Raw genomic sequence first — 24947 nt, forward strand, 5'->3', positions numbered from 1 at the left:
TCTCGTATTTTGGTTCATTTCAAAGAGAGAAATTTTTTCCCTTACTTTCACTGGGATAAACCGTAATTGGACAATTGATGCAATCTATGTATTCGTCAGAAACGTTACCAACAAAAAGAAGCGTCAAAGGAACAAAAATGTTCACTGACGCATCTTTCATATAAGTATAGGAAAGAAATCAGTAGTACGATTTCTAAGCTTGTGGGATTTTATTTAAAATAAAGGTCTCAACAACCTTTGCCACACCATGATTCATATTTGTATCTGTTACATAGTCCGCTATTTCCTTAATGTCATCTGGTGCATTGCCCATTGCGACACCAAGCCCTGCAAAATTAATCATGGCAAGATCATTGTAGCTATCACCGATCGCAATAACCTCTGCTTGTTCAATTCCTAATTTATGAATGAGCTGATGTAAGCTGGTTCCTTTATCAACACCCGCTTCTGTAAACTCCAAGAAAAACGGCTTCGACCGCATCACACTCAATTGACCCTCTAGCTGTTTTTGCAGTTTCTTTTCCACAATTGCTAGCTTAGTAGGATCGTCTACCATTAGCACTTTTACTACTGGTCGTGTGATGGCTTGCTTAAAGCTTTCTACCTCTTTAATGTTCATTCCTGTAATCTCAGACTCTTTTTGGGTGTACGCAGTAACTGTTTCAGCTACGATATCATCCCCATCATAGGAGAGAATCCCAACCTGTTCTTTTTTACTGATATCGTATAGCTCATGTACGGTTTGTACTGGCAGTGTGCTACTAAATAACTCTTCTTTTGTTTTCCAGTTTATAATTTTTGCACCATTGAAGGACAAAATAAAGCTACCGTATTTTGCTAGCTCCAATTCTTCAGCAATATGCGTCATGGCGTACGTAGGACGACCTGATGCAAGAACTACCTTTACTCCAGCTTCTTGGGCCTTCATTAGTGCAATTTTTGTACGTGTTGAAATGGTGTGATCATCTTGAAGCAATGTATCGTCTAAATCGAGGACAATCATTCTATAATTATGCATGACAAAACCATCCAATCTAATCTAGTTGTATAAATCACTATAATCATATCATTGATATTGTAATTTATGTGTAAAAATAGTTAGATGGATGAGTTTGGTTTCATAGGCCAATGTGTTTCCATAAAAAAGAACGCTCCTAAGAGCGTTCTAAGGAGAGATACAATTAAAATCCTGGATCGTATACATACTGAATAGCATGAGGTTTACTAGCTTCTGCGACATGAGAGAAAGAATCAATAGAACCAATAGAAGTTACCAATGCTAAAGTCATGAAAATCGTTATAATTGCCTTTTTCATCTCAATCCCTCCTACGCTAATTAATTTTCTTTATTCTGTATAATCCTATTATATACATCTTGAAGCTTCTGTACCATTTGTAAATCTATAGATTTTTCTATAGAGAAATAAAAGGAAAGAATACTCTTCATACAGTCATTAATTTCTTGATAAGCATTTATCTTGCCATATATCTCCATACTAGTAAGATAACTATCCAATCCTTCTTGATAGGATTTAATTAAGATTTGATAGTTTGCCTTGTTTTGGTAATACAATCCTATTGAATAATATTTATACGGTGTTTTCGATTCAACCTTCAAAAAGTTATCTTCCCCGGCCACTAATTCTGCAATGGCATCGAAATTTTCCATTTGCAGATACAACTCAATTAACTCATTTACGGCATGAATTCTTGAATCCTCACTCGTATTTTGTAAGCAATCCAGCAATAATGGAATGGCTGCTTCGTAGTCTTTCTTTTTTGCCTTTACGATTGCACCAGTTAATGCCGCGGATTCATGCACAAAATGGAATGTAAATGTTTTATAGGTAGAAAGATGTTTTTCGACTTCTTCATATTTGCCTGATAATAAGAGAGCATTAATCATAGCGAGATAGGCTCTAACCTTTAATTCATTTATGGTGTGATCTCTCAAAATCCCCATTTTTGTCAATTCAATACATTGCTGATATTTTTTGATAGCAAATGCGTGCAGACCCATCCTAAAATAGAAAGTGATTTTTTCTTCCTCGGACAAAAAGTCTGCATAATGAATAATTTCTTCCCCGATTTTAAAAGACTCCTCTAAATTTTTGAAATCCTGTCTCTCTATTAGGTATTTTTGTAGGGATGGTTTGGCTATATAATTTGGGATTCCATGTACTCTAGCATACTTAATGATAGCGCTATAGAGAATAAGTTTAATCTCGTCGCTAGTGATGCTATTGCATAGTTCATAAAGACGTTCTAAAGCTGTATATGTATCTTCTTGGGGATTTTCAAGAATTTTTTGTGCAACCTTACTAATTAGCGTTATATTAGATAGTTCAATCATTTCTAAAAGAAGCTCATATAAAATTTCTACACGCTGTTGTATTTCGATATAATTCGCTATTATCTCTTCATATGGCAATACTAGTACAGTAGTGATTGCCTTAATGGTTCGAAGCTCTGGTCTCTTGGTTTCACATGATTCAATTTTAGAGAGTACGCCCTTACTAACCCCTGACAGCCTTCCCAATTCTGATAAACTCAAATTTGCTTGTTGTCTTTTATTTTTTATTAATTCACCTAGAGAGGAGTAAAGTACTGCTTCATTTCCTTCCATCATATTCCCACCTTAGGACATAATTTCTCAGGACAATATTCGACAACGGTATTCGGTTCCATTCATTACTCCTCTATAATTCTAGTTTAATTGTATATTATTGTAAATATAAATAAAGATTAGTGGATAAATTATTGTTAAATAAGTAATTTATTAATGAAAATTAAAGGAAAATTACCCTTTATTAGTTAATTACCTCATCTATCTTTTGCTATTGCCTGTTTTAATCGAGAGTAATGGATTTGGAAAGGTTTACGCTGCCCTTCTTTCCGAATAATACCTTCTGCTGTGAAATCCTGTAATAATCCCGTCACAGTCTCACGAATACTGCCCATCATTGTTGCTAATTCTTGATGCGTAACAGCTATATCAAGCAAAATCCAATCTTCTTCTTGATGCAAGCCCTCTCCCTTATATATTTTAACCCCGAATTTATCCGATAGTTTATTTAATAAAAATAGAAGCCGTTTTCGAACACTTCCATATGCCATATATTCAAGCAGCTCCTCTACCTCCTGTAAACGTTTGGACAAAATTTCAATAAACTTTAACGCAATATCAGGCTTTTTTTGCAAAAAGTTCTCAAACTCAGTTTTATCAATCGTACAGATCAAGGAGTCCTCCCATGTTTGAGCATATAGATTTTCAGACCCTGTTGTAAACGTACCCACTTCCCCAAATATATGTCCGACACCTAATACATCAAGAGTTAGTTCACTGCCTTCTGACGTTATCTGATATAAGCGAACCTTTCCCAATTTGATGAGATACAGGAATTTTTGAGATTGATGCGGGGTTGTAATCAGTGTTCCTTTTTTCATAATTGTAATCGGGGCAACAGGTTCGATTTTTTCTAATTCTTCTACCTCAAGCTCATTAAATAACTGTATTCTTGATAAATATTTTATTTTCTCCATACAATACCCCCAGAATTTGTCAATGTAGTCTAGACTACATCTTTTTCATCAAAACCTGAGTATACTCTCCTACAAAGACATCCCATCTTACCTATCTTATCAGAGGAGGGCACCATCATGCATTTCACTATTTTACTTTTCCAAATTGTATGTATTGGTTTGTTTTCCGTTTCGATTTTCAACAAATTCACAAGTTCAAAGACAATGGTTCAGCATTGGAATGAATATGGCTATCCAATGTGGCTCATGTACGTCACAGCCACTTGCGAATTAATCGGATTTATTGGAGTAATCGCTTCCTTTTGGATACCGGCGGCCTTGAAGTTTTCGGCTTCTATTTTTATTGTCATTATGATTGCCGCTCTGTACGCCCATATCATTAGAGCGAAGCATAAACCAATCACGTCACTTCGAGCTGTTATTGTACTTATCTTATGTATCATAGTAGTTTCCGGGTAAAATAGTAGCTATATCTAGCGTATTGCAAAAAAAATTGAAGGTTAAACACGTTTTTCGTAACATTGGTTTTTCATAAACCTGCTAATCCTGCTATAATCTCTATTAATAAACAATAAAGCGAAAGTCAGAGGGTTCCGACTTTCGCTTTTCTTATGGAGGTTACTATGAGATTGCATAGGGGTGAAACTCTATTTCGCCAAGGAGAAACCGGCCCGCTGTATCATCTGAAAAGCGGCCTGTTAAAAGTAATTCGGATTCATGAGGATGGAACGACAACTCTAGTAAATATCATTGTGCCTAATGAAATCATCCCACACCATTCTCTTATTAGTCCAAATCCTTATTTCGGTACGGCTATCGCACTTATCACTTGTGAGATCGAGGTTCTTAATGCGCGGGAGTGGTATCAACAGCTACAGAACAACCCGGACAGATGCCGAACCATTGCCTTACAGCTTCAGGAAAAGCTCCGTATGATGCAGCATCGGATCGATCAATTAACAGAAGTATCGGCCGCCGATAAATTGCGAAAGCTCCAAGCTTGGTTTGAGTTCTATATTGCTCCCACCACTTTGACCGAAGTGCTTACACAGGATGAGATCGGGCAATTTATCGGACTGCGCCGTGAGACTGTAAACAGATTATTGCGTGCTCAATCTGCCTCGAAACTGGATTCATAGTCCTACAGGCTATCAGCAGGGCCAAAAAACTCAAAATGAATGTCTGCTTCCGCAATTCCGTATTCCTTCAGGGTATGGTTCACCGCCTTCATGAAGGGAGTCGGACCACAGAAATAGAAGCTGGCATCTTTAGATGGAACCATGTGCTCTAATGTAGAGATATCTACATAGCCTTCTTTATGAAAAGCGTTTGTTGCTCTGTCATAGTCAGTTGGTTTGTCATAACACCAATGAACAGATAGTTGTGAGTGCTGGCGAGCTAGCTCTTCTACATGCTCTTTCATCGCGTGCACCTGCCCACTTTGAGCCGCATGAATGAAGGTTACTTGGCGGTTCGGATTCGTCTCTACAAGTGTGTTAAGCATACTAACTAAAGGTGTTAATCCAACCCCACCGCTGATCAGGACGACAGGACGAGCATCTTTTTGATCCAAAACAAAATCCCCTGCTGGTGCCGAAAGCAATAAAAGATCTCCTGGGTTAACCTGTTCATGTAGATAGACAGATACCTTACCTGGAGGCTGATCCTGATTGCCATCCTCTCGTTTAACAGAGATGCGATAGTAAGACTTGCCTGGCGCATCAGATAAGCTATATTGACGAATATGGATATTTTTTTCACCAGGAATGTCCACTTTCACACTAATGTATTGGCCTGGTTCAAATCCAGCGATAGCTTTTTCATCCTGCGGAACAAGATAAAAGGAGGTAATAACATCACTCTCTTTTACCTTTCTGTCCAACTTAAATGCTCTAAAACCTTCCCAACCACCCTGCTGTTGTTCAGCTTGCTTATAAAACTCAGCTTCTACACCAATAAAGGCATCTGCAATTACACCATAGGCCTCTGCCCATGCCTGCAAAATCTCGTCTGTCGCCAGATCTCCAAGTACATCCTTAATCGCAGCAAGCAGATTTTCTCCAACAATCGGGTAGTGCTCTGCCTTAACTCCAAGACTACGATGCTTATGACCAATCTGCTTTACAACAGGAATAATCGTTTCTAATTTGTCTATATATTGGGCGGCAGCATACACTGCATTGGCTAATGCCGTCTGTTGTCTCCCTTGCTTCTGATTAGCATGATTAAAAATATTTAATAGCTCTGGATGTTTTGTAAACAATAATTGATAAAAACGTTTTGTAATATCGACTCCATGTTTTTCTAATACGGGTACCGTAGATTTAATGGTTTGAATAGTCTTTTCACTTAGCATCTTGATTACCTCACTTTCGTTTTGCGTGGTATGACCTCAGTATATAGAGTGAGAAATGTCACCTTGTGTGATCGAGATCACTGTAAAAGGCACAGATTTGCGAAGATAATTTCTTCTAGCAAGATACTATGTATCAATATCTGAATAAAAATGGAACAAATGTTGAGTTAATAGCCTCTTATCGTAGCTACTATCCCTATCAGTTATCCAATTATTCAGCTATTTTTGCAGGGAGTGTAATGACATATAGTAGCAGGCTGCTTATTTATTCTTTACTAATTTATGTAAAATTATAATTGATTCGTCTTCCTGTTGCCTCTTTTCAATATGACTTCCTCCCCAGTCACACATCAAATTGTTATACCTACATTGCTATTTACGGTGCTGAGCATCATCTTACAGATGAAGAGGTAGAACAAAGTGCTAGAGATCATGTAAGACATATTCTAAAATCTTAATTCGTATTTTTTAACCTCCATTTTTTTCCATCATATAAAACAAAAACAACCTATTTCACCTTTTTGAGGAGTAAATAGGCTGTTTTTATTACCTATTTCTTTATATCGCTCACCTTTACCAGTTTTCCATCTTTATAGCCAATGATGCACGCTTCCAGCACATCTCCCTTACCAACGCCTGTCTGCGTTACCTTCATAGCATGGTTAAAAGCAAATATTTGTTGCGTCTTGTCATTGTAGACAACATCCTGCTCACGCCAAAGCTCTTTTATGTCTTTTGCATCAAATAATTTAAGGGTGCTAATTAACAGGTTTCTTTGTTTTCGTTTCTTCTGATCCACCTACCTATTTTGAATATTCACATAAATAATAAGATAACTTCGCTTTTATTTTTATCTACCTACAATATACTATATAATTTAGCTTTTACCGATGATTCTTCCTACCTCATGTAAAAAACCCCTCTGTCCAGCGATAGAAGGGGATACTTGCTTAAACATGCACCTGATGTTGCTGCTACTCTATTTCATGAGAAAACAACGGAAGCTCTTGTAAAAATACAATATCACTCCGCTCGGCTGCCTCTCCCTCAGCAAGAATTGCCGCTCTAGCTACCACAATGCCGCCAGCTTGAATGACCAAATCCTCAATAGCCTGCAACGACTTACCGGTACTAATTACATCATCAATGATGGCAACACGTTTTCCTGCGATTTCACTGGCGTCCGCTCCGTCTAAGCAAAGAACTTGCTTTTTCTGAGTAGTGATTGATTCTACTTCATTAATTAACGGCGTTTGCATATAAGGCTTTGTGCTTTTTCGAGCAACATAGTACTTCTTCATTTTAAGCACGCGCGATACCTCATGAATGAGAGGAATCCCCTTGGCTTCTGCTGTAATAACTACATCTACTTCAGGAAGCTTTGCCGCAAGAAGTGGGGCTACTGCTGTTACCAGCTCTGTATCCCCAAGAATGACAAAGCTGGCAATGCTGAGTTTTTCTGTTATCGGAATAATTGGTAAATGCCGAGTAGTCCCTGCTATTTCTAACATATAAGTCTTTTCCATGAAACTCCCTCCTACATCCCAAATAAGCTGATTAATGCTCTCATTAATAAGCCTGCTAGCATCCCAAAGAATGGATCAGAAATCGAGGTAACCACCATGGTTATACCACCAATTAGGCTAGAGGAAGCCTCGCCGCCAGTCAATGCAGATATAGCGTTGGTGGGTACAGTTACAATTGCACCTAACACAAACAGAAATCCAGAGATAGATTCACTAGGAATATAACGACCGATTTTGGGCAACAAGCCAGCTAGAAGAATTCCCGCCATTACTACCATCATCAGGACACCTGAGGCAACAGGATGTGGAGCGCCTGCTGTAGCAGAAATGATCGCTTCGACAGGAGCCCCGCCAAATAGAGCAGATACCATGTCCGCTACACTGCTAATTACGCTAAGCGTGTCAATGTTCACATCCGTCTTGGCAATTTCACCATTAATTTGGCCAAAAGCAATATTTGCGCCAATATTGAGACAAACCATCGCCATAGCGCCTCGTAAAATACCTGCTGAAAACCTTGGTTTTTGAAAAGCAAAGCGGTCATTTTCCAGCGGTTTGATGGTATTACCCTGTTTAAGAAGCAGTGAAATGAGACTAGAAATAAGAACGGAAATCGTAACGGTATAGACCAGATCTCTTGTTACAAAATAGGTGAGTAACCCTGTACTCATCGAAACGATTCCAACAGGCATATTATTGCGAGCCATATCCCAAGAAACACGCGCTAGCATGATACCAACGCCAGCCATCATTCCACTTGTAATGACAGGTCCGATGAAGCTTACGATTTTCTCTAAGAAGCCGAATAGACCGATCGTGGCCATAATTGCTCCGCCAACAAAAATCATAGATAACCTATCCCTCATCGTTTTTCCCAAAGTTCCAGCTAATGCAATCGTCTCGACCTGATAAGATACAACCGCTACAGAGCCAGTAATGGTGTTTCCAATCGCACCAATTAAGAACGCCAAAGCTGTAGGTACGGAAGCAAAACCCAGAGATAGTGCTAGTAGACCCTGCGGTAATCCGTTGAGTACGACGCTAAGTGCCGCGATAATATCTTTCCATTCCATTTCTGACTTTCTCCTTCTGTTATATGAAATGAATGTCACACCTGTAAAGTATCATAAAAGACGATCAATATCAAACTAAAACTTTAAATAGTTCGTGTTTTGTTATATTTTCAATAAACAAATGGCTTTATTATTCGTATTTTAAAGGAAAAATTAGGATTTATTGGGTTGATCTCGCGTATTGAACATAGGTAAATTTATTTAGCTTTAGAATACATACAAGCTTTTTTGGTAAAAAAAAATAGCCAGATGAATAACTGGCTATTCGTGCCTATATTACGATTTGCTAGTGGTAACGACTAATGGCTCATCTAGCCTCATTATTCCAGAAAAAAACCCATGATCCCTATCTATTCTAGAGATCACAGGCTTTGCAATTGGTTAGATATCCATGAAGACCTACTAGATTGTGATGCGGTGTTTACCTCAACTCACTTCGTCAAGGTAAACACCCTGCTCATCCTGAATCAATCAGTAGTTTAAAACGTGAGACGTTACTTAACACATGATTCTCATTTGGAAGTGCACAGATACCTATCAGATTTCACACCCAAAACTACGTTGTACTTGTGCCCTTACATACTAATTACCAACAGCTAGGATGATGTGGTTTTCTAATTGGTTTTCTTCTTTTTTTCTTAACAAAGCATTTACAAACCAACTCTACCTTCTTCTTCTTAGGATGGTGATGATGATGACAGCTAGGATGATGTGATTCTCTTCTTTTTTTCTTAACGAAGCATTTACAAACCAACTCTACCTTCTTCTTCTTAGGATGGTGATGATGATGACATCTACTCATGTGTCTCACCTCCTTCGTCTGACTTACTATATACTATGTTGTCGTTCGCAACTTGTACTAGTCAAAAGACTTTTCTTTGCTAAATTAGATATTTGTGAAGGTAGAGTCATTTAGGGATTCTAAAAACGAAGCGCTCGGGAGCAAAATGAAGACCGTTGAATCGTAATCTAAGGTTATTAAAAAAGTCTACGAGGACTCACTCGTAGACTTGTTGCCGTGCGGTTATATAGATACGCCTTACATTTCTTTATCCTTTTGATTTAAAATGTTATCCTCCAGCACAGCGAACTTATCTCCATATTCCTTGATAATATGCTTCTCTCCCCACACACATAAGGAATCTAATATCGGCTTTAAGCTCCACCCGTACTCACTTAGTTCATACTCCACCTTTGGAGGAACCTGATTATAAATAATTCGATTTACAATACCATCCTGCTCTAATTCTCTAAGCTGTTGCGTTAACATTTTTTGTGTAATGCCAGGCATAACCCGTTTTAATTCGCTTGTGCGTTTTTTCCCATGTGTTAAATGACAAAGAATTACACATTTCCATTTTCCACCTATAACCTCTAAGGTAGCTTCGACAGTGATATTATATTTTTTCTTAATCACAGCTTATTCCTCCTAAACACACCCATGGGAACTTTTTAGTACCTATATTACTTTTTAGTAAGTATGTAACTTTATTGTTTGTATATTACTTTATAGTGCGTACTATTCATTTTCATTATCTTACATCATAATAGCATGTACCGGCCGGTCATACCATACTGTAGGAGTGGAGTGAATGTTATTAGATCAAAAAAGAAGCACGTTGGCGCTCCTTGCGTTAGCGATTAGTGCATTTGCAATTGGAACAACAGAATTCATCAGTGTGGGACTACTTCCGCTTATCGCTGATGATTTAAATATATCTGTCTCAACATCCGCGTTAACCGTTACTTTATATGCATTAGGAGTTACCTTTGGAGCACCGATTTTAACCTCTCTAACCTCTGGCATCCCTCGCAAAGCCTTATTATTGTGGATCATGCTAGTGTTTATTGTAGGAAATACGCTTGCCGCCACTGCGAATGGAATTGTCGTATTGCTGATAGCAAGAATGATTTCCGCGTTGTCCCATGGTGTATTTATGTCAATCGGCTCCACTATCGCTGCTGATCTGGTACCAGAAAATCGCAGGGCTAGTGCAATCGCCTTTATGTTTTCAGGACTTACAGTAGCGACCGTCACTGGAGTTCCTTTAGGCACATTTATCGGACAGCAATTAGGTTGGCGTGCTGCTTTTATTGGAATCGTCGCAGTTGGCATCTTAGCTTTCCTAGCCAATATCATTTTAATTCCTTCCGATTTGCGTAAAGGGACCAAAACACCGCTGCGAGAACAGCTTACACTGATTACTAATGGAAGATTGCTTCTTGCCTTTCTCATTACCGCTATTGGGTATGGTGGCACTTTTGTCGTCTTTACGTATTTATCACCATTACTTCATGAAATAACTGGCTTTAAGGAAACGACCGTTGCCATTATTCTTCTTGGCTATGGAATTGCTATTGCGATTGGAAACATCATTGGTGGAAAGGCAGCCAACCGCAAACCTATTTCCGCCTTATTTTATATGTTTACTATACAATCCATCATACTGTTCGTCTTAACGTTCACCGCCCCGTTTAAAGTTGTCGGATTACTAACAATCCTGCTCATGGGCTTGTTAGCTTTTATGAACGTGCCCGGATTGCAGGTCTATGTCGTCATGTTAGCTGAACGTTATGCGCCGAAAGCAGTAGATGTAGCTTCGGCTATGAATATCGCCGCTTTCAACGCAGGTATCGCAATCGGAGCATACCTGGGCGGACTCGTTACTGACAAGCTTGGACTGATTCATACCCCCTGGGTAGGAGCATTGATGGTTTTAGGAGCCGTACTTTTAACAGGTTTGGCTCGTGCCTTGGAAAGAAAAGATAAGACTACCAACAAGAATGAGCTAGCTCGCCTGTAAAAGTCTATGTTTTCATGATCGCTTTTGATTAAAAGGCAAGGACTCTCTTGGCGATAATTTTGTTACTGATCATTTGTACCGCGTTTTTCCAGTACATCATTATGTAAAAAATGACATAGGAGGCTATTCATATGGCAAAAAATTTACAAGATACAACAGCACTACACAACGGTATTAAAATGCCTTGGTTTGGAATTGGCGTATTTAAAGTAGAAGAAGGCTCTGAACTAGTAGCAGCCGTCAAATCAGCTATTAAGCATGGTTACCGCAGTATTGATACGGCTGCTATATATGGAAATGAAACAAGTGTGGGACAGGCGATCCACGAAGGCATTCAAGAAGCAAACATCTCCAGAGAAGACCTCTTTGTGACCTCAAAGGTTTGGAATGCCGATCTGGGATACGAAGCCACCCTGGCTGCCTTCGAAACAAGTCTAAATAAACTCGGCTTAGAATACCTCGATTTGTATCTCATTCATTGGCCTGTGAAAGGTAAATATAAGGAAGCTTGGCGAGCGTTAGAGAAGCTCTATAAAGATGGACGTGTAAAAGCAATCGGGGTCAGTAATTTTCAAATCCATCATCTTGAAGACCTGATGGGGGAAGCTGAAATAAAACCCATGATAAACCAAGTGGAATTTCATCCATATCTGACGCAAAAGGAATTGATTACCTTCTGCCGGACGCATGATATTCAAATGGAAGCATGGTCCCCATTAATGCAGGGCCAATTGTTAGATAACCCGGTATTACAAGAAATTGCTGATAAGCACGGTAAAACAGTTGCTCAGGTCATCCTTCGTTGGGACCTCCAGCATGGTGTTGTCACCATTCCGAAGTCCACTAAAGAGCATCGAATTGTTGAAAATGCATCCGTGTTTGATTTCGAGTTAACACAAGAAGAGATGGATCGCATTGATGCTTTGAATCAAAATCATCGAGTCGGTCCCGATCCGGACAACTTTGATTTTTAATTTTGTAAGAGAAAACGTAGTAAGCCGCCATTTCTTTTTTTCGGTGAGAAATGGCGGCTTTATTATTTTGCATGACCAATACACGTAAGCTTTTTTTCGTTTACAGTACAAGGAAGAAAATGAGAGTAACAAATAAGCAAGTAACCCTTAAAGAATACTCATTAATAAGAAAATATTGCTTTTTTAAAATATATATATTTATCTTATTCTTCAATAGTGATATCGTAATGTCATCAGTAATAATATGGAAAAAACGATAGTTAGGTGGTTCTAACATGAAGAGACTAAAAATTATCTTACTTTTGTGCTTATTATCCCTTTCAATAATATTGCTAAATGGATGTGAGCAAATAAGTAATAATGAAACCGCACTTAATTCAACAGAAATTGAACAATTTAATGATAAGTTTTTACATATTAAAGCTAATTTTAAACAAGAGGATTTCATTGAAGTTACTGATGACTGGGATATAAGAAATTTGGTTCCAGAGTTGCAAGGAGAGCCTCGGGACAAGCACTCTCAATTCAGAGAAACGAATAAAACTCTCGTTTACAAAAATTCCAAAAATGGAGTTATTGTCATGGTCGGCATTAGCCTTAATCCTCTAAAAAATTCTGAATGGAGAAATGCCTTACATTATTCTCCAAGCTTTTATAACGCAAAAGAGGAAGAAAAAGGGATTACAAAAAATTACAGTGATATTTTCCCTAATACTACTTTAACCATTTATAACTTTACAAGCAAAGGAATGAATATAAGTATTGCATCAATTTCAGATCGTTCGAAGATTCCCGATCCAGACGATATCCATTCTGACTTTTTTGCATCATTAACGAAATTTATAAATGATCAAATCTAACTTTGTGATTATAGCGATTCCTGCTATAAAATATAATTTTTGGGGGAATTTTAAATGTTTAAAAAAAAGATTGTAGCATTGTCATTACTAGGGGCCTCTATTTTTTTGTTAAGTCCTTCTGTTCAAGCTTCTGACTCCGAAAATAAAGTTAAATATGTTAAGTATTTCGATAGCGAAGCAGATCGAGAGGCAAGTTTAGATCGTAAAATTCGTAAACCCGATATAATACAATATGCAACGGGGATTGTTTACCACGCGAATGGCTATGTTAAAGGAACAGCGCGAGTTGAGTTTGATTCAGATGAACCAAGCCATAAATTAATTTACAAACAATATGTTAAAATTGATAGAGGCATCGATTTAGGTATCAAATATACTACCAGTGCTGAATTAACTGTCACTACTGAACACAATATTAATGCAAAAATTGAATTCCCTATAAAGTTTTTGAAATCTGAAATTGGGTATCAATATGACAAAAAATATACCCATGTTATAAAAAAAGGACAAGAAATTGATGCAAAATTTAAAGAACCAGGAAAATATGTAGTTAGAGTTTTTAGTGTTGGTGAGAATTATGATCTTTATGGAAATTGGAAAGCCACCGTCTATCCTGGTAAAGAAACTATTGTAGAAAATAGATATCTTGGTTGGATTATTGTACCAACCCCGTTTCAGACTATCGACATTACAAGACAGTAAGAATATTCGCCCAAATCAAATAAACTGTCTATAGTTGAGCATAAAAACTCATTTAAAAATTACACTGTTTGAATATTATTATCTCATAAGATTATTAAGTGTTTGAGCTCTACTTTATAACAAATATCTTGCAATACGATTGAGCTATTTCTTGTGAACTGACTTCTATAGTCCTTGGTAAATTGCTCTTATACTATTTCTCTCTAAACATAAGTGGCAGGATACATATAAATAACATTTTCAGTTGTTTAAAACGGGGGTGTTCCTATAATACAATTATCAGAATGCCCCTCTTGATACCGTTATTTTCTTTCGTTGAAGCTTATAAGATCTCATTTTTGTCATCTTCTAGTAAAGGAGACCAAAATCACTTTACACAATGGAATGAATTAGAAAGTGAATGCTTTCTTTTACTATTTGATCTATCCTCGAATATGATCATTATCATTCAAGCAAGCTTCCTCTGTAATATGGAATAGCTCCGAAATAATACCTCCATGTGTCCTCCTTTTACCATATATTTGTCCCCATCCAATGCAAATACGCTATGCACCATAACAATACCGTCGCCTACATAGCTATTTATCGGGTTCAATATCGTTTTGCTGATGCCCAGTTTATCCAAAGGATCATGAACCATTTGAAGATTTTGAATGGTACTACTCTCTATTCCCGCAATAAGGTGTAACTGCAATATTTCGTTTTGAAATGATCTCTTACGTTGCATTTAATTCATCAAGAAAGGCATTTTTCACATGCATACGTCTATATGGGATAAAGCGTGAGTACCCTCTACCATCCTCTAACAAATAATCACCATAATCCCTAGAAGGTACACAGTCTACTAAGCTTGGAAAACAAGTATGTATGGCCCTTAGTGGATTGGCTGGGTTCATCCCTTGCAAGTAGCTCAAATAAGGATAAGGATTCCATTTAAACATTATTAAAAGAAGAAAATGACATTTCTTTTAATATAAAAATTTCTCACAAACAGCGAAGTAATCATTTATCAATCGCAAAAATTACAAAAATTCTTGAAGAATTAATAATAGATAGATTGATTTATTTTTTCTTATTAGAGTGCTTTGGAAGGAATTTTTGAAAGATCGAGATAGAAATGATAGTCATATAATTAGCCTTTTATCAAACAACAAAGACAGTCCAAAACTTTTTAAAGTAAGTTTCGAACTGTCTTTACAGTTATAGAAAAATCTTTTTTATTGAGTCATCCCCATCATTTGTTTCATGTCCTCCTGCGCATGTCCGATCAGTTTAACATTAAACAAATCCTGCAAAACGGTTAGCACGCCTGGCTGAATAAATTCAGGCAGCTTTGGACCAATTCGAATATCCTGGATTCCCAAGCTGAACAACCCGAGCAGGATAGCCACTGCTTTTTGTTCAAACCAGGAAAGCACAATACTAACCGGCAAATCGTTGACCTCGCAGCCAAATGCGTCTGCCAAAGCGGCTGCAATCTTAATTGTAGAGACAGAGTTATTGCACTGCCCTAAATCAATGTAGCGAGGAATATCGGTTCCTGGCACTGTTCCATAGTCCACATCATTAAAACGGAACTTTCCACAGGACGTGGTAAGAATAACTGTTTCCTTTGGTAAAGAAGTCGCCAATTCCCGGTAGTACTCGCCGCCTTTCCCCGGTGCGTCACAACCTGCGATTACGAAGAAGCGTTTGATCTTGCCTGCTTTCACAGCATCAATAATCTCTGGTGCAATCCCTAATACCGTTTCATGATGGTATCCAGTAGTTAAAGTGTGATCTGATTGGATATTTGCTTCTGGCAGGGAGAGTGCTTTTTCGATCAATGGAGCAAAATCGTCGTTTTCAATCTTAGTCACTCCCTCCAATCCAGCGACATCGTAGGAATAAAACCGGTCAGCGTAACTGCCTTTTATCGGCATAACGCAGTTTGTAGTCGCAAGAATCGCCCCTGGAAACTCTTCAAACAGCCGTCGTTGGTCGTACCATGCTTTGCCGATGTTTCCTTTTAAATGCGGGTATTTTTTCAAGGCAGGATATCCGTGAGCAGGTAGCATCTCGGAATGAGTGAAGATGTTTATGCCCTTTCCCTCTGTCTGTTTCAGCAATTCCTCTAGTGCAAATAGATTATGTCCAGTAACCACAATGCATTTGCCTTCGATTTTATTTTGCGATACGGTCACAGGCTGCGGAATGCCGAAGTGCTCGGTATGTGCTTTGTCCAGTAGCTCCATCACCTTGATCGCGGCTTGACCTACCTTCATCGCCATTTTTAGATGATCATCCAGATTAAAGTTAACGTTAGTCAAAGTAAAATATAGCGCTTCCTGAGTGATGCCATCCACTTCAGGGTCGATATAACCCAGTTGGCGGGCATGAGTTGCATACGCTGCAATCCCTTTTAACGCAAAAACGATCGTGTCTTGAATGCTAGCCAATTCCTCTGTTTTCCCACAGACACCGATCACCTTACACCCACCGCTCGGGGTTTGTTCGCATTGGTAACAGAACATCACGATCTCTCCTTTTCTCTTTTACTCTTTATGAGTTGATTATAAAAATCAGCCGTTCTATTCGATGTGATGCGGCTCACATAAAGGGTGGAGAATCGGTGACAAGCGGGTGGAAAAAATTTATAAAGCTATCCGTAGCCTCTCACTGCGAGTATGAAAAAAGAACCTTCGATCCAAAGATAGATCAAAGGTTCTTTTTTTCCTTGCAAATAATACCTATTATTTACGTAGCTTTTTATTTTCTCCCTGTTTTTCCAATAATCGCAGTTCAGTCTCTTCATCATAGAAGCAATTATCCATTAATGAAAAATGTTGCTTACCCTTTTTCATTACATATCTTTGTTTCTACATCCAAAGAATTAGCTAAAGGCTGGTTCTTTTTCACTTAGACCAAGCGTCTGCGCTGTTGAAGCAAGAATCTCTTGGAAAAACTCTGGGTTTTCCACTAGTGACACACCATAAGAAGGAATCATTTCTTTAATTTTCGATTCCCACTCGTTCATATGTTGCGGGAAGCATTTTTCTAATACCTCCAGCATTACGTGAACGCAAGTAGAAGCACCCGGAGAAGCGCCTAGCAATGCAGCTATCGAGCCGTCAGCGGCACTAACCACTTCCGTACCAAATTGAAGTGTTCCTTTACCGCCAGCCTCAGTATCTTTGATAACTTGCACACGTTGGCCCGCTACCACGATATACCAATCCTCGCTTTTAGCGCTCGGGATAAACTCGCGCAAGTCTTCCATGCGCTTTTCATTCGATAACATAACCTGCTGGATCAGGTATTTTGTCAATGACATCTCTTTTACGCCCGCTGCCAACATAGTGAGGACATTATTCGGTTTTACAGAGCCTATCAAATCAAAATTGGAACCCGTTTTTAGGAATTTTGGTGAGAAGCCGGCAAACGGTCCAAACAGCAATGTTTTTTTGTTGTCGATATATCTTGTATCAAGATGAGGAACGGACATTGGAGGAGCCCCAACTTTAGCTTTACCGTATACTTTAGCGTGGTGCTTCTCTACAACTTCCGGATTGTTACATGCCATAAATAATCCGCTTACCGGGAATCCTCCAATATGTTTTGACTCAGGAATACCGGTTTTTTGGAGTAAAGGCAGACTTCCGCCGCCACCGCCGATAAAGACGAATTTTGCTGTATGGTGTTGGATTTTACCGCTATTGATATCATGCACTTTGACTTCCCACAAGCCGTCGCTATTACGCTTAATATCCTTAACGGTGTGCTTGTAGTTAATCTCGACATTTTTACTCTGTAAGTGGTCAAACAGCATACGTGTTAAAGCACCAAAGTTGACATCTGTTCCAGAGTCGATTTTGGTTGCCGCTATTGGTTCATTTGACGTACGCCCCTCTATGATAAGCGGAATCCATTCCTTCAGTTTTTCAGGATCATCGGAAAATTCCATCCCTTGGAACAACGGATTTTGTGAAAGCGCTTCAAAACGTTTTTTCAAAAATGTTACATTTGTTTCCCCTTGAACCAAACTCATATGAGGTATTGGCATGATAAAGTCCTGTGGATTACGAATCAGATTGCTTTCTACAAGGTAGGACCAAAATTGTCTGGAAAGCTGGAACTGTTCATTAATTTTTATCGCTTTTTTAATATCTATAGATCCGTCAGATTTTTCGGATGTATAGTTAAGCTCGCACAGTGCGGAATGACCTGTACCCGCATTATTCCATTCGTTAGAGCTTTCTTCCCCTGCTTTTGCAAGTTTTTCAAACACTTTGATTTCCCATTCGGGCGCTAACTCCTTGAGCAATGATCCCAAAGTCGCGCTCATGATTCCAGCACCAATTAAAATAACGTCTGTTTTTTGCTGCATGTTGCTCATTGTAATCTCTCCATCCCCTATATTGGCAAAAAAGAGTAGGCGCTTCGGCTTAGTTGTCACCAAAGCAAGGCGCCACCTAGGAATACACCTTTTCTGTCTCAATTATAACCATACCATAGTCTATTATAATTATTTATAGACCAAAATATCTACTATTATGATAATTATAAACCATTTAAGGCTGGTAAAAAAGTAAGAAGTCCGTCACAAGACTCAGGGAACACATAAAAAACCAAGGCCTTAACCCAGCTTCTTGCAAGGGGTAAGGCTTTGGTTTGCCGTTATTGGTGAACAGACATTTCCAATTTTTGTTGTTAATTGCGGTATGGTTCTTCGCTGTTTTTTTTACTGGTAAACCTATTTTTCATCGATTCAAAAGGATACTTGTCTCAGCTTCTTTCTGTATTTCGACACCTGGACTTCTTTAATTACAGGCCGAATCAATACCTAGAAACGATTTACGCTCTGATAAGGTATGTACAAAGTCCAAACAAAAGACCCTTATGATGGAGCAGGTATTCCCAGCTACTGCATGTAATATCGATGTGCAAGTTCCGCAATGCGATCCTGGTCTTCCCAGAATCTCTTATCAAGCTTATCCAGCCGTTCTACCTTTTCCTCGGTTAGAAACGTTGGAATATCCCAGAGCTGAGTGAGGCGGTTGTCTTCTGATAAGTGCTCGATACAGGCATATCCGGACTGGACGGTTCCTAATAAGAAGATTCAAACCTAATTCATACTCTAAACTGGAGATGGCATTCCTGATTGCTGATTGTGTAAGGTTTAACACTTCTCCAGCCTTAGTAAGCCTTCCTAAGTCCACCACTTTTACAAAATGTAGAGTTTATTCAAATTCATAATTAACACCTGTTTTCATGAAAAATATTAATTGATTTATAACAAATATTCGTTTTATTAATTTTAATTTTATATGTATACTCGAATTAATCCAATATCTTTGTTACATTTCTTTTATTAGGAGGGGCTTATGAGCGGAATTGCAAAAACGCCTCAACCGCCTTATTATGCGGTGATTTTTACATCCGAAAGAACTGATGGGGATAAAGGTTATGCGGAAATGGCAGAGGAAATGGAGAAACTTGCATCTGTCCAACCTGGATTTTTAGGAGTAGAAAGTGCCAGAGATAGCTTAGGTATTACAATATCATATTGGGAATCTCTCGAAGCTATACAAAAATGGAAGCAGAACGAACGACATTTGATTGCTCAAAGACGAGGTATGTCTGATTGGTATCTCAGATACAAAACGAGGGTCTGTAAAGTCGAACGGGATTATGGATTTGAAAAAAGCTAAAATTCATTTGGTCAATTCAACTAACGGGTACGTTCGTTCAACAAAAAAAGCGGCGAACAAAGGCTTTATTTTATAGTCTTTGCTCGCCGGACAATTATCACTATCGCCTTAATCTGCTGATATAGCTACTATCAAGTGCAATTACTTTCCTAATCGTGTGTACCATCACTTATGATAAGGCTCCCCCCGACTAATCCGAAACGCCCGATAAATCTGCTCCACCAGCACCAATCGCATCAATTGATGGGGCAATGTCATCTTAGAAAACGACAGCTTCGCATCCGCTCGCTTCAACACCTCATCTGCCAGCCCCAGCGATCCGCCAATTACAAACGCCACCTGACTACGTCCGTGCAGCGCTAGCTTGTCCATTTCGCTAGATAGCTTCTCAGACGACCACATCTGCCCCTCGATAGCCAACGCGATCACGTAATGGTCCTGCTTGATATGTGCTAATATCCGCTCGCCTTCCTTGCGCTTGACCTGCTCCATTTCCGTAGCACTTAGCTCTTCCGGGGCTTTCTCATCGTTTACCTCGACGACATTTAGCTTGCAATAGGCCGACAAGCGCTTGACATACTCGGCGATGCCTTCCTTTAAGTACTTCTCCTTTAGCTTCCCGACCGTAATAATTGTAATCTGCACTTCTCCTACATTCCCTTCACATGCAATAGCACGATTTTGCCTGGTTGTTTACATTCCATGCAGGTGGCTGGGATTTCTCCTAATTCTACTTCATCTATGGAAAACGTATCTGGTGCCACATCGTGATAATTCACATAATCGTCCAGCTCCGTTTCAATATGCTCCATACAGCTCACACGGATTGGATGCTCCTCATGAAGTGGTGTTTCTTTTCCTTGAATCACGATTGTTTTAGCCATGATGTAATATACCCCCGCTTTATAGTAAGTCGTCTCTCATATTCGACTAAGAAATCGACTTTAGATTCATACTCAAATTGCTTGATTTTCTCACTCTCCTAGTCTACCCCAGATGAGTAATGAATCAAAGGTGAACGGCATAAAAAAGACAGCTCTTTCATAAGCCATCTCAAAAACAAGATAAAATTTGACTCTTTTTTATCTATTATTTTCAATTAAAAAAACGGCTAGCCAAACACCTATTTACTGCCTTACTGACAGCTAGACAAAAAAAGAGCCGGTTTTCCCCATGTTAAGGATATAACCAGCTTTCTGTCTAGCTCAAAATCTTCATCGTCTTTTATATCTATGATCATTCTAATTATTGTTCTTCCTCTTCATCTAAAGCCTCGGGATAGTATCTTTTAATAATGTCATTGGTAGTTTCTGTGCTTGTTGCGTGTATAAATCTTGAGTAAACCTCTACCCCGGTTGTTATCTCTGAATTGTTAAGCTCAAATGCATGGAGTGTACATACAAATTGATCCTTAACTTGTTCACCGTAGTAATTTAGATATTCATGTTCAGCCCTTTTTGCATATTCTTCTGCCAATTTGCAAGCCTGTTCGGTATCTGTAGCTTTCACTATTATGATGCTTTCCTCCAAAATTTTATTGTCCTTGCTTACATAATAGTCGGCATTTATTTTATCGGGAAGTGGAGCGCCTGAATGGATAGATTCAAATAAAATCTTTACTGAATACCATTTCATTCTACATTCATTCGATAAAGCATTTTCCATACAAATCTCCCCTCTCATCAACTACAACTTTTAGATATGTTAATGAAAAGCTACCCCTAAAGTGGGTTTAAGTAAGCCTATTATTACTTAATAGATGTACCCGTTTCTTGGTTTGGAATCAGATCATCATTTCATTTTTCTTGCGTTAATGTTAGAATATTAATGTAATTATCTCACTTTTAAAGGTAAGGAGGAAATACCCGATGAAAAAGAGATCGATTAAATTTTTATCTTTTGGTATTGGGTATTCTACCGCTGTTTTTTTCTAGAATTGATTAATGACGGGATAAGTCTGTCTAAAATCAAGAAAGATGAAAAAACAGTGAAAATATATGACATATCCATAAGTTATATGTTTTCTATTTAAAAGGAGACTTTTACAATGAATAATCATGTGATCAAAAGATATAATCCAGAAAATATAGCGAGTCCTGTCGGGAACTATAGTCATGTAACAAAAATAAGCAGAAATGCTGAAATGTATGTATTTTCTGGGCAAATTGGTATAGATCAGAACAATAATATACCCACAGATTTTAATCAACAAGTGACAAACACAATGAATAATATCGTTGAAATCCTTTCTTCTCAAAAATTGACTCCCGATCACGTCATTAAGGTTAATATTTGGGCCACAGAAGAAATTGATTGGGAGCATTTCGATGAGATTTGGAATCAAGTATTCGGTACCACGCCTCCTTCAATGACGATTGCATACATTAAAGGATTAGGGTTACCGGAATTAAAAATTGAATTAGATGTTTGGGCAGCAGGTTGATTTTAGTAACTCTAAAACAGGCTGTCTCCAAAACCATTAAGGTAAGATCATGATATAAAAAGATAAAAATGACCATCCTTATTCAGTGTAAAATCTGAAAATGAAGGATGGTCTTTGCTTTGTACTTTATCCATCACCGATGCTTGTATTGGAATGAGCGAGAAATTACCCGATATGGCTTTTCACATGCCTATCATTTGTGCTGGCAAGGAAAATGAATAGGTTTTCTCATTCTCAGCTTTTCCTTTTCACTAGCTTGATGACGAAGGAGACCGCCAGCAACACTTGATTTGCTGGAGGTCCCCCTCATTACTCTATTATTTACGGAAATTGCGGTTGTAGCTGTTCCTGATTCTGCTGTGGTTTTTCCCCGAGTGTTACTTTAACCTCTTTCTTAAATCCATCTCGATACAGAGTGATCGATACGGTTTCACCTGCTTTTTTATTCAGGGTGAAGTATTTCAATAGCTGTGCACTGCTATTAATTGGAGTATCGTCTAGTTGGGTAATGACATCGTATTGTTTCAAGCCACCCTTAGATGCTGGAGAGAAGCTTCCTACGTCCATAGCAACTACACCTGTTTTCACTTCGTTTGGTAGATTCAATACTTCCTTCCACGCATATTTTGGTACGTCTGTTAGGTCGCGCGGTGTTACGCCAAGGTAGGCACGTTTTAGATAGCCATCCTGCATAAGACGTGGAATGATGTTTTTCACATCGTTAATAGGGATCGCAAATCCAAGACCTTCTACGCCCTCACGAGAGATTTTCAAGGTATTAATTCCGATTACCTGGCCATAGATGTTGACCAGAGCCCCGCCGCTGTTTCCTGGATTAATGGCTGCGTCTGTTTGGATAACGTCCAGCTCCCAGTCTACAACGCCGTCATCATTTACGTCTGTCGGCATGGAGCGGCTTTTCGAACTGATAATTCCTTGTGTAACGGTACGAGAGAAGTCTAAACCTAACGGGTTACCGATCGCAATGGTTGGTTCCCCTACTTTTAACGTGCTAGAATCACCTAGCTCGGCAACTTTTGTTACCTTCGATCCATCTATTTCTAACACGGCCAAATCGTTGTATGCGTCAGCTCCAAGGACTTTAGCGGTCACTTTGTCTCCGCTTGCTAGACTGACTTCAATGCTTTGCGCACCTTGTACAACGTGATTGTTCGTGATGATATGCGCTTTTCCATCTTTCTTTTCGAAAATGACACCAGAGCCTACACCGGCCGCGACGTTACCTGTTTGTCTGGTCCAGAGGTTAGCTACCCGTTTGATGTTGGTAATTCCGACCACTGCATCCTCTGTTTTTTCCACTGCGCTGGTGATCGCTGTTTCCACGTTCACACTTACAGGCTGGTTGGTTTTCGTTGAGATCGTCGATGCTGTCACTGCTGCTTGATTAGCATCTGCTCCATTTTTTAAAGGTAGATTCAGATAACCTGTTTTGGAGATGGCTGGCGTAAGCATAAGTACGACCAAACCTCCAATGACGGCTGATGTGACAGAGGTCACGATATATTTGCCCATGCCGGAACGGCTGGCTTTTTTCTTTGGCTCCGTTTCATAAAAATCATTATCGTAATAACCCATAACAATTACTCCTTTCGTTCTAGCAGGAATAAAAGATATTTTTGTAATTAAGAGCTTACATATTCTTGCTGTAGTAACAGTATACGCAGGCATTGAGGCAAATTAACGTTAGAAATATGGAAAGGTTGTGGAATGAATCTCGTCCATTCGCATAAGATGAGGAGGAAGCGTCAAGAATGGGGTTATGCATACATGTTCAAGGCTTTCCTACCCGCACTAAACTGATAAAAAGAAAGGACGTGCTTCACATGAAACAGCCCTTTTCTCCCTTAGACCAGCTAGACATTTTGGCCAAGCTCAGCGATCTGCGAAATGTAGATTACCATAATACGTTAGTGCTTCATGCCATTATTGAGTTATTGACCGAAAAAGGACTTCTTAATCATGAAGAGGTAACTGCTAAAGTCCAGCAATTAGACAGTCACATGAATACACAGATCATGGAAAAATCCTGTCCAAAAGGATTGCAGACCATGCAAAAAAGCCACGACCATACAGCCGTTAATTTTCAAGCCGCCCCAAAAGCTCCTAACGGAAGCTATGTGCCGACCAAGCCACAATAAATCAAGGAAGGCTAGCAATGTTTCTACAGCACTTCCAACCTCGTCGGACGATGCGGATAGGTTTCCCGCAAGTGCACATCATTTCCGACATGCAGGCCCTTTTCCTCCAAGATATTTTTCACCGTAAGCTTTGCCAGATCCATCATATTGTTTTCTTTGCTTAAATGCGCCAGGAATACACGCTCTGCTCGCCCGCCAAGAATATCTGTCAAAGCTTCGCCGGCCATTTCATTGGAAAGATGGCCAACATCGCTTAAAATCCTGCGCTTAATACTCCAAGGATATTGCGACATGCGTAGCATATCCACATCGTGATTTGCTTCAAAAATGTAGGCATCTGCTCCACGAATAACTTCCTTGATTCGGTCACTTACATAGCCGAGGTCGGTCGCGATACTCAGCTTTTTATTATCCGCATGCATACAAAAGCCCATTGGCTCGACAGCATCGTGGGAGATTCCAAATGATTCAACCGTGATATCACCGAATTCCATCGTTTGGCCCACCTCAAAGAGTTGCTTCTGTCCCTCAGGGATCGTTCCTATCAGCTTGTCCAGCTCACCCCAAGTTTTTTGTGTAGTATAAATCGGGATGCCATAGCGCCTTGCCATGACACCCACACCTTTGATATGGTCGGAATGCTCGTGTGTTACTAGAATGGCCTGCAAATCACTTGGCTTTACGCCAACCTCTTCTAAACACGCCTCCGCTTGTTTCCCCGTAAGACCGACGTCGATCAATAAAGAAGTACGCTCTGTTCCTACATAGATCGAATTCCCTGTACTTCCACTGGCTAACACACTAAATTGCAACAGAT

25 protein-coding genes and 1 pseudogene are annotated in these 24947 nt (G+C 39.1%); 9 read left to right on the forward strand and 17 right to left on the reverse strand.

The window, feature by feature from the left end:
• Positions 1-193: 193 nt before the first annotated feature.
• The 4 genes from BRLA_RS22255 to BRLA_RS22265 all read right to left on the reverse strand — a co-directional run bounded on the left by BRLA_RS22255 (position 194) and on the right by BRLA_RS22265 (position 3543).
• The gene (locus tag BRLA_RS22255; RefSeq protein ID WP_003334052.1) at positions 194-1018 is read right to left on the reverse strand and encodes a Cof-type HAD-IIB family hydrolase; all 825 of its coding nucleotides are present in this window, start codon (positions 1016-1018) and stop codon (positions 194-196) included.
• A 163-nt stretch (positions 1019-1181) separates the two neighbouring features.
• Complete coding sequence (locus tag BRLA_RS25100) at positions 1182-1316, reverse strand: hypothetical protein (protein ID WP_003334051.1); 135 nt, start codon at positions 1314-1316, stop codon at positions 1182-1184.
• A 20-nt stretch (positions 1317-1336) separates the two neighbouring features.
• Complete coding sequence (locus BRLA_RS22260; protein ID WP_003334050.1) at positions 1337-2629, reverse strand: helix-turn-helix domain-containing protein; 1293 nt, start codon at positions 2627-2629, stop codon at positions 1337-1339.
• 194 nt (positions 2630-2823) lie between these two features.
• Complete coding sequence (locus BRLA_RS22265; RefSeq protein WP_003334049.1) at positions 2824-3543, reverse strand: Crp/Fnr family transcriptional regulator; 720 nt, start codon at positions 3541-3543, stop codon at positions 2824-2826.
• A gap of 117 nt (positions 3544-3660) precedes the next feature.
• On the opposite strand from BRLA_RS22265, the gene BRLA_RS22270 reads away from it, so the two are divergent.
• On the forward strand, positions 3661-4002 hold the full coding sequence (locus tag BRLA_RS22270) for a DoxX family protein (protein ID WP_003334048.1): 342 nt from the start codon (positions 3661-3663) through the stop codon (positions 4000-4002).
• 164 nt (positions 4003-4166) lie between these two features.
• A complete protein-coding gene (locus BRLA_RS22275; RefSeq protein ID WP_003334047.1) occupies positions 4167-4682 on the forward strand; it encodes a Crp/Fnr family transcriptional regulator in 516 nt (171 codons plus the stop codon).
• Positions 4683-4684: 2 nt separating this feature from the next.
• On the opposite strand, the gene hmpA is transcribed toward BRLA_RS22275, so the two are convergent.
• The 5 genes from hmpA to BRLA_RS22300 all read right to left on the reverse strand — a co-directional run bounded on the left by hmpA (position 4685) and on the right by BRLA_RS22300 (position 9912).
• Positions 4685-5899, reverse strand: coding sequence for an NO-inducible flavohemoprotein (gene hmpA, locus BRLA_RS22280; RefSeq protein ID WP_003334046.1), 1215 nt, complete (start codon positions 5897-5899; stop codon positions 4685-4687).
• Positions 5900-6449: 550 nt separating this feature from the next.
• Positions 6450-6698 (reverse strand): hypothetical protein, encoded by a 249-nt coding sequence (locus BRLA_RS22285; RefSeq protein ID WP_003334044.1) that lies wholly within the window; start codon positions 6696-6698, stop codon positions 6450-6452.
• Positions 6699-6873: 175 nt separating this feature from the next.
• Positions 6874-7425: a phosphoribosyltransferase family protein gene (locus BRLA_RS22290; RefSeq protein WP_003334043.1), complete on the reverse strand. Its 552-nt coding sequence runs from the start codon at positions 7423-7425 to the stop codon at positions 6874-6876.
• Positions 7426-7436: 11 nt separating this feature from the next.
• On the reverse strand, positions 7437-8498 hold the full coding sequence (locus BRLA_RS22295; RefSeq protein ID WP_003334042.1) for a SulP family inorganic anion transporter: 1062 nt from the start codon (positions 8496-8498) through the stop codon (positions 7437-7439).
• A gap of 1039 nt (positions 8499-9537) precedes the next feature.
• The gene (locus BRLA_RS22300; RefSeq protein ID WP_035301640.1) at positions 9538-9912 is read right to left on the reverse strand and encodes a winged helix-turn-helix transcriptional regulator; all 375 of its coding nucleotides are present in this window, start codon (positions 9910-9912) and stop codon (positions 9538-9540) included.
• 178 nt (positions 9913-10090) lie between these two features.
• Between BRLA_RS22300 and BRLA_RS22305 the strand changes: the two genes are divergently transcribed.
• From BRLA_RS22305 to BRLA_RS22320, 4 genes are all read left to right on the forward strand, one after another.
• Positions 10091-11302, forward strand: coding sequence for an MFS transporter (locus BRLA_RS22305; RefSeq protein WP_003334039.1), 1212 nt, complete (start codon positions 10091-10093; stop codon positions 11300-11302).
• A 131-nt stretch (positions 11303-11433) separates the two neighbouring features.
• Positions 11434-12276: an aldo/keto reductase gene (locus tag BRLA_RS22310; protein WP_003334038.1), complete on the forward strand. Its 843-nt coding sequence runs from the start codon at positions 11434-11436 to the stop codon at positions 12274-12276.
• A 275-nt stretch (positions 12277-12551) separates the two neighbouring features.
• Positions 12552-13136, forward strand: coding sequence for a hypothetical protein (locus BRLA_RS22315; RefSeq protein WP_003334037.1), 585 nt, complete (start codon positions 12552-12554; stop codon positions 13134-13136).
• 54 nt (positions 13137-13190) lie between these two features.
• Complete coding sequence (locus BRLA_RS22320; protein ID WP_003334036.1) at positions 13191-13838, forward strand: hypothetical protein; 648 nt, start codon at positions 13191-13193, stop codon at positions 13836-13838.
• A gap of 1217 nt (positions 13839-15055) precedes the next feature.
• Here BRLA_RS22320 and hcp read toward each other — a convergent pair.
• From hcp to BRLA_RS25360, 3 genes and pseudogenes are all read right to left on the reverse strand, one after another.
• Entirely contained in the window at positions 15056-16351 is a 1296-nt protein-coding gene (gene hcp, locus BRLA_RS22330) for a hydroxylamine reductase (RefSeq protein ID WP_003334033.1), read from the reverse strand.
• Between the two features lie 359 nt (positions 16352-16710).
• Complete coding sequence (locus tag BRLA_RS22340; RefSeq protein ID WP_255253050.1) at positions 16711-18219, reverse strand: malate:quinone oxidoreductase; 1509 nt, start codon at positions 18217-18219, stop codon at positions 16711-16713.
• A 697-nt stretch (positions 18220-18916) separates the two neighbouring features.
• A pseudogene (locus BRLA_RS25360) lies at positions 18917-19039 on the reverse strand (LysR family transcriptional regulator); the annotation flags it as partial.
• 162 nt (positions 19040-19201) lie between these two features.
• Between BRLA_RS25360 and BRLA_RS22345 the strand changes: the two are divergent.
• A complete protein-coding gene (locus tag BRLA_RS22345) occupies positions 19202-19528 on the forward strand; it encodes an antibiotic biosynthesis monooxygenase family protein (RefSeq protein WP_003334031.1) in 327 nt (108 codons plus the stop codon).
• 165 nt (positions 19529-19693) lie between these two features.
• Here the strand turns inward: BRLA_RS22345 and rlmH are convergent, their stop codons facing one another.
• From rlmH to BRLA_RS22360, 3 genes are all read right to left on the reverse strand, one after another.
• Positions 19694-20173, reverse strand: coding sequence for a 23S rRNA (pseudouridine(1915)-N(3))-methyltransferase RlmH (rlmH, locus tag BRLA_RS22350; RefSeq protein WP_003334029.1), 480 nt, complete (start codon positions 20171-20173; stop codon positions 19694-19696).
• A 5-nt stretch (positions 20174-20178) separates the two neighbouring features.
• Complete coding sequence (locus tag BRLA_RS22355; protein ID WP_003334028.1) at positions 20179-20412, reverse strand: CxxH/CxxC protein; 234 nt, start codon at positions 20410-20412, stop codon at positions 20179-20181.
• Positions 20413-20773: 361 nt separating this feature from the next.
• Positions 20774-21193, reverse strand: coding sequence for a DUF4288 domain-containing protein (locus BRLA_RS22360; RefSeq protein ID WP_003334027.1), 420 nt, complete (start codon positions 21191-21193; stop codon positions 20774-20776).
• A gap of 382 nt (positions 21194-21575) precedes the next feature.
• Here BRLA_RS22360 and BRLA_RS22365 point away from each other — a divergent pair, with 382 nt between their 5' ends.
• Complete coding sequence (locus BRLA_RS22365) at positions 21576-21971, forward strand: RidA family protein (RefSeq protein ID WP_003334026.1); 396 nt, start codon at positions 21576-21578, stop codon at positions 21969-21971.
• 321 nt (positions 21972-22292) lie between these two features.
• Here BRLA_RS22365 and BRLA_RS22370 read toward each other — a convergent pair whose 3' ends face one another.
• On the reverse strand, positions 22293-23567 hold the full coding sequence (locus BRLA_RS22370) for a S1C family serine protease (RefSeq protein WP_003334025.1): 1275 nt from the start codon (positions 23565-23567) through the stop codon (positions 22293-22295).
• 176 nt (positions 23568-23743) lie between these two features.
• Between BRLA_RS22370 and BRLA_RS22375 the strand changes: the two genes are divergently transcribed.
• A complete protein-coding gene (locus BRLA_RS22375) occupies positions 23744-24130 on the forward strand; it encodes a hypothetical protein (protein WP_003344588.1) in 387 nt (128 codons plus the stop codon).
• Positions 24131-24153: 23 nt separating this feature from the next.
• On the opposite strand, the gene BRLA_RS22380 is transcribed toward BRLA_RS22375, so the two are convergent.
• Positions 24154-24942 (reverse strand): MBL fold metallo-hydrolase, encoded by a 789-nt coding sequence (locus tag BRLA_RS22380; protein WP_003334023.1) that lies wholly within the window; start codon positions 24940-24942, stop codon positions 24154-24156.
• Positions 24943-24947 lie beyond the last annotated feature (5 nt).

The organism is Brevibacillus laterosporus LMG 15441 (assembly GCF_000219535.2).
Classification (GTDB): Bacteria; Bacillota; Bacilli; order Brevibacillales; family Brevibacillaceae; genus Brevibacillus_B; species Brevibacillus_B halotolerans.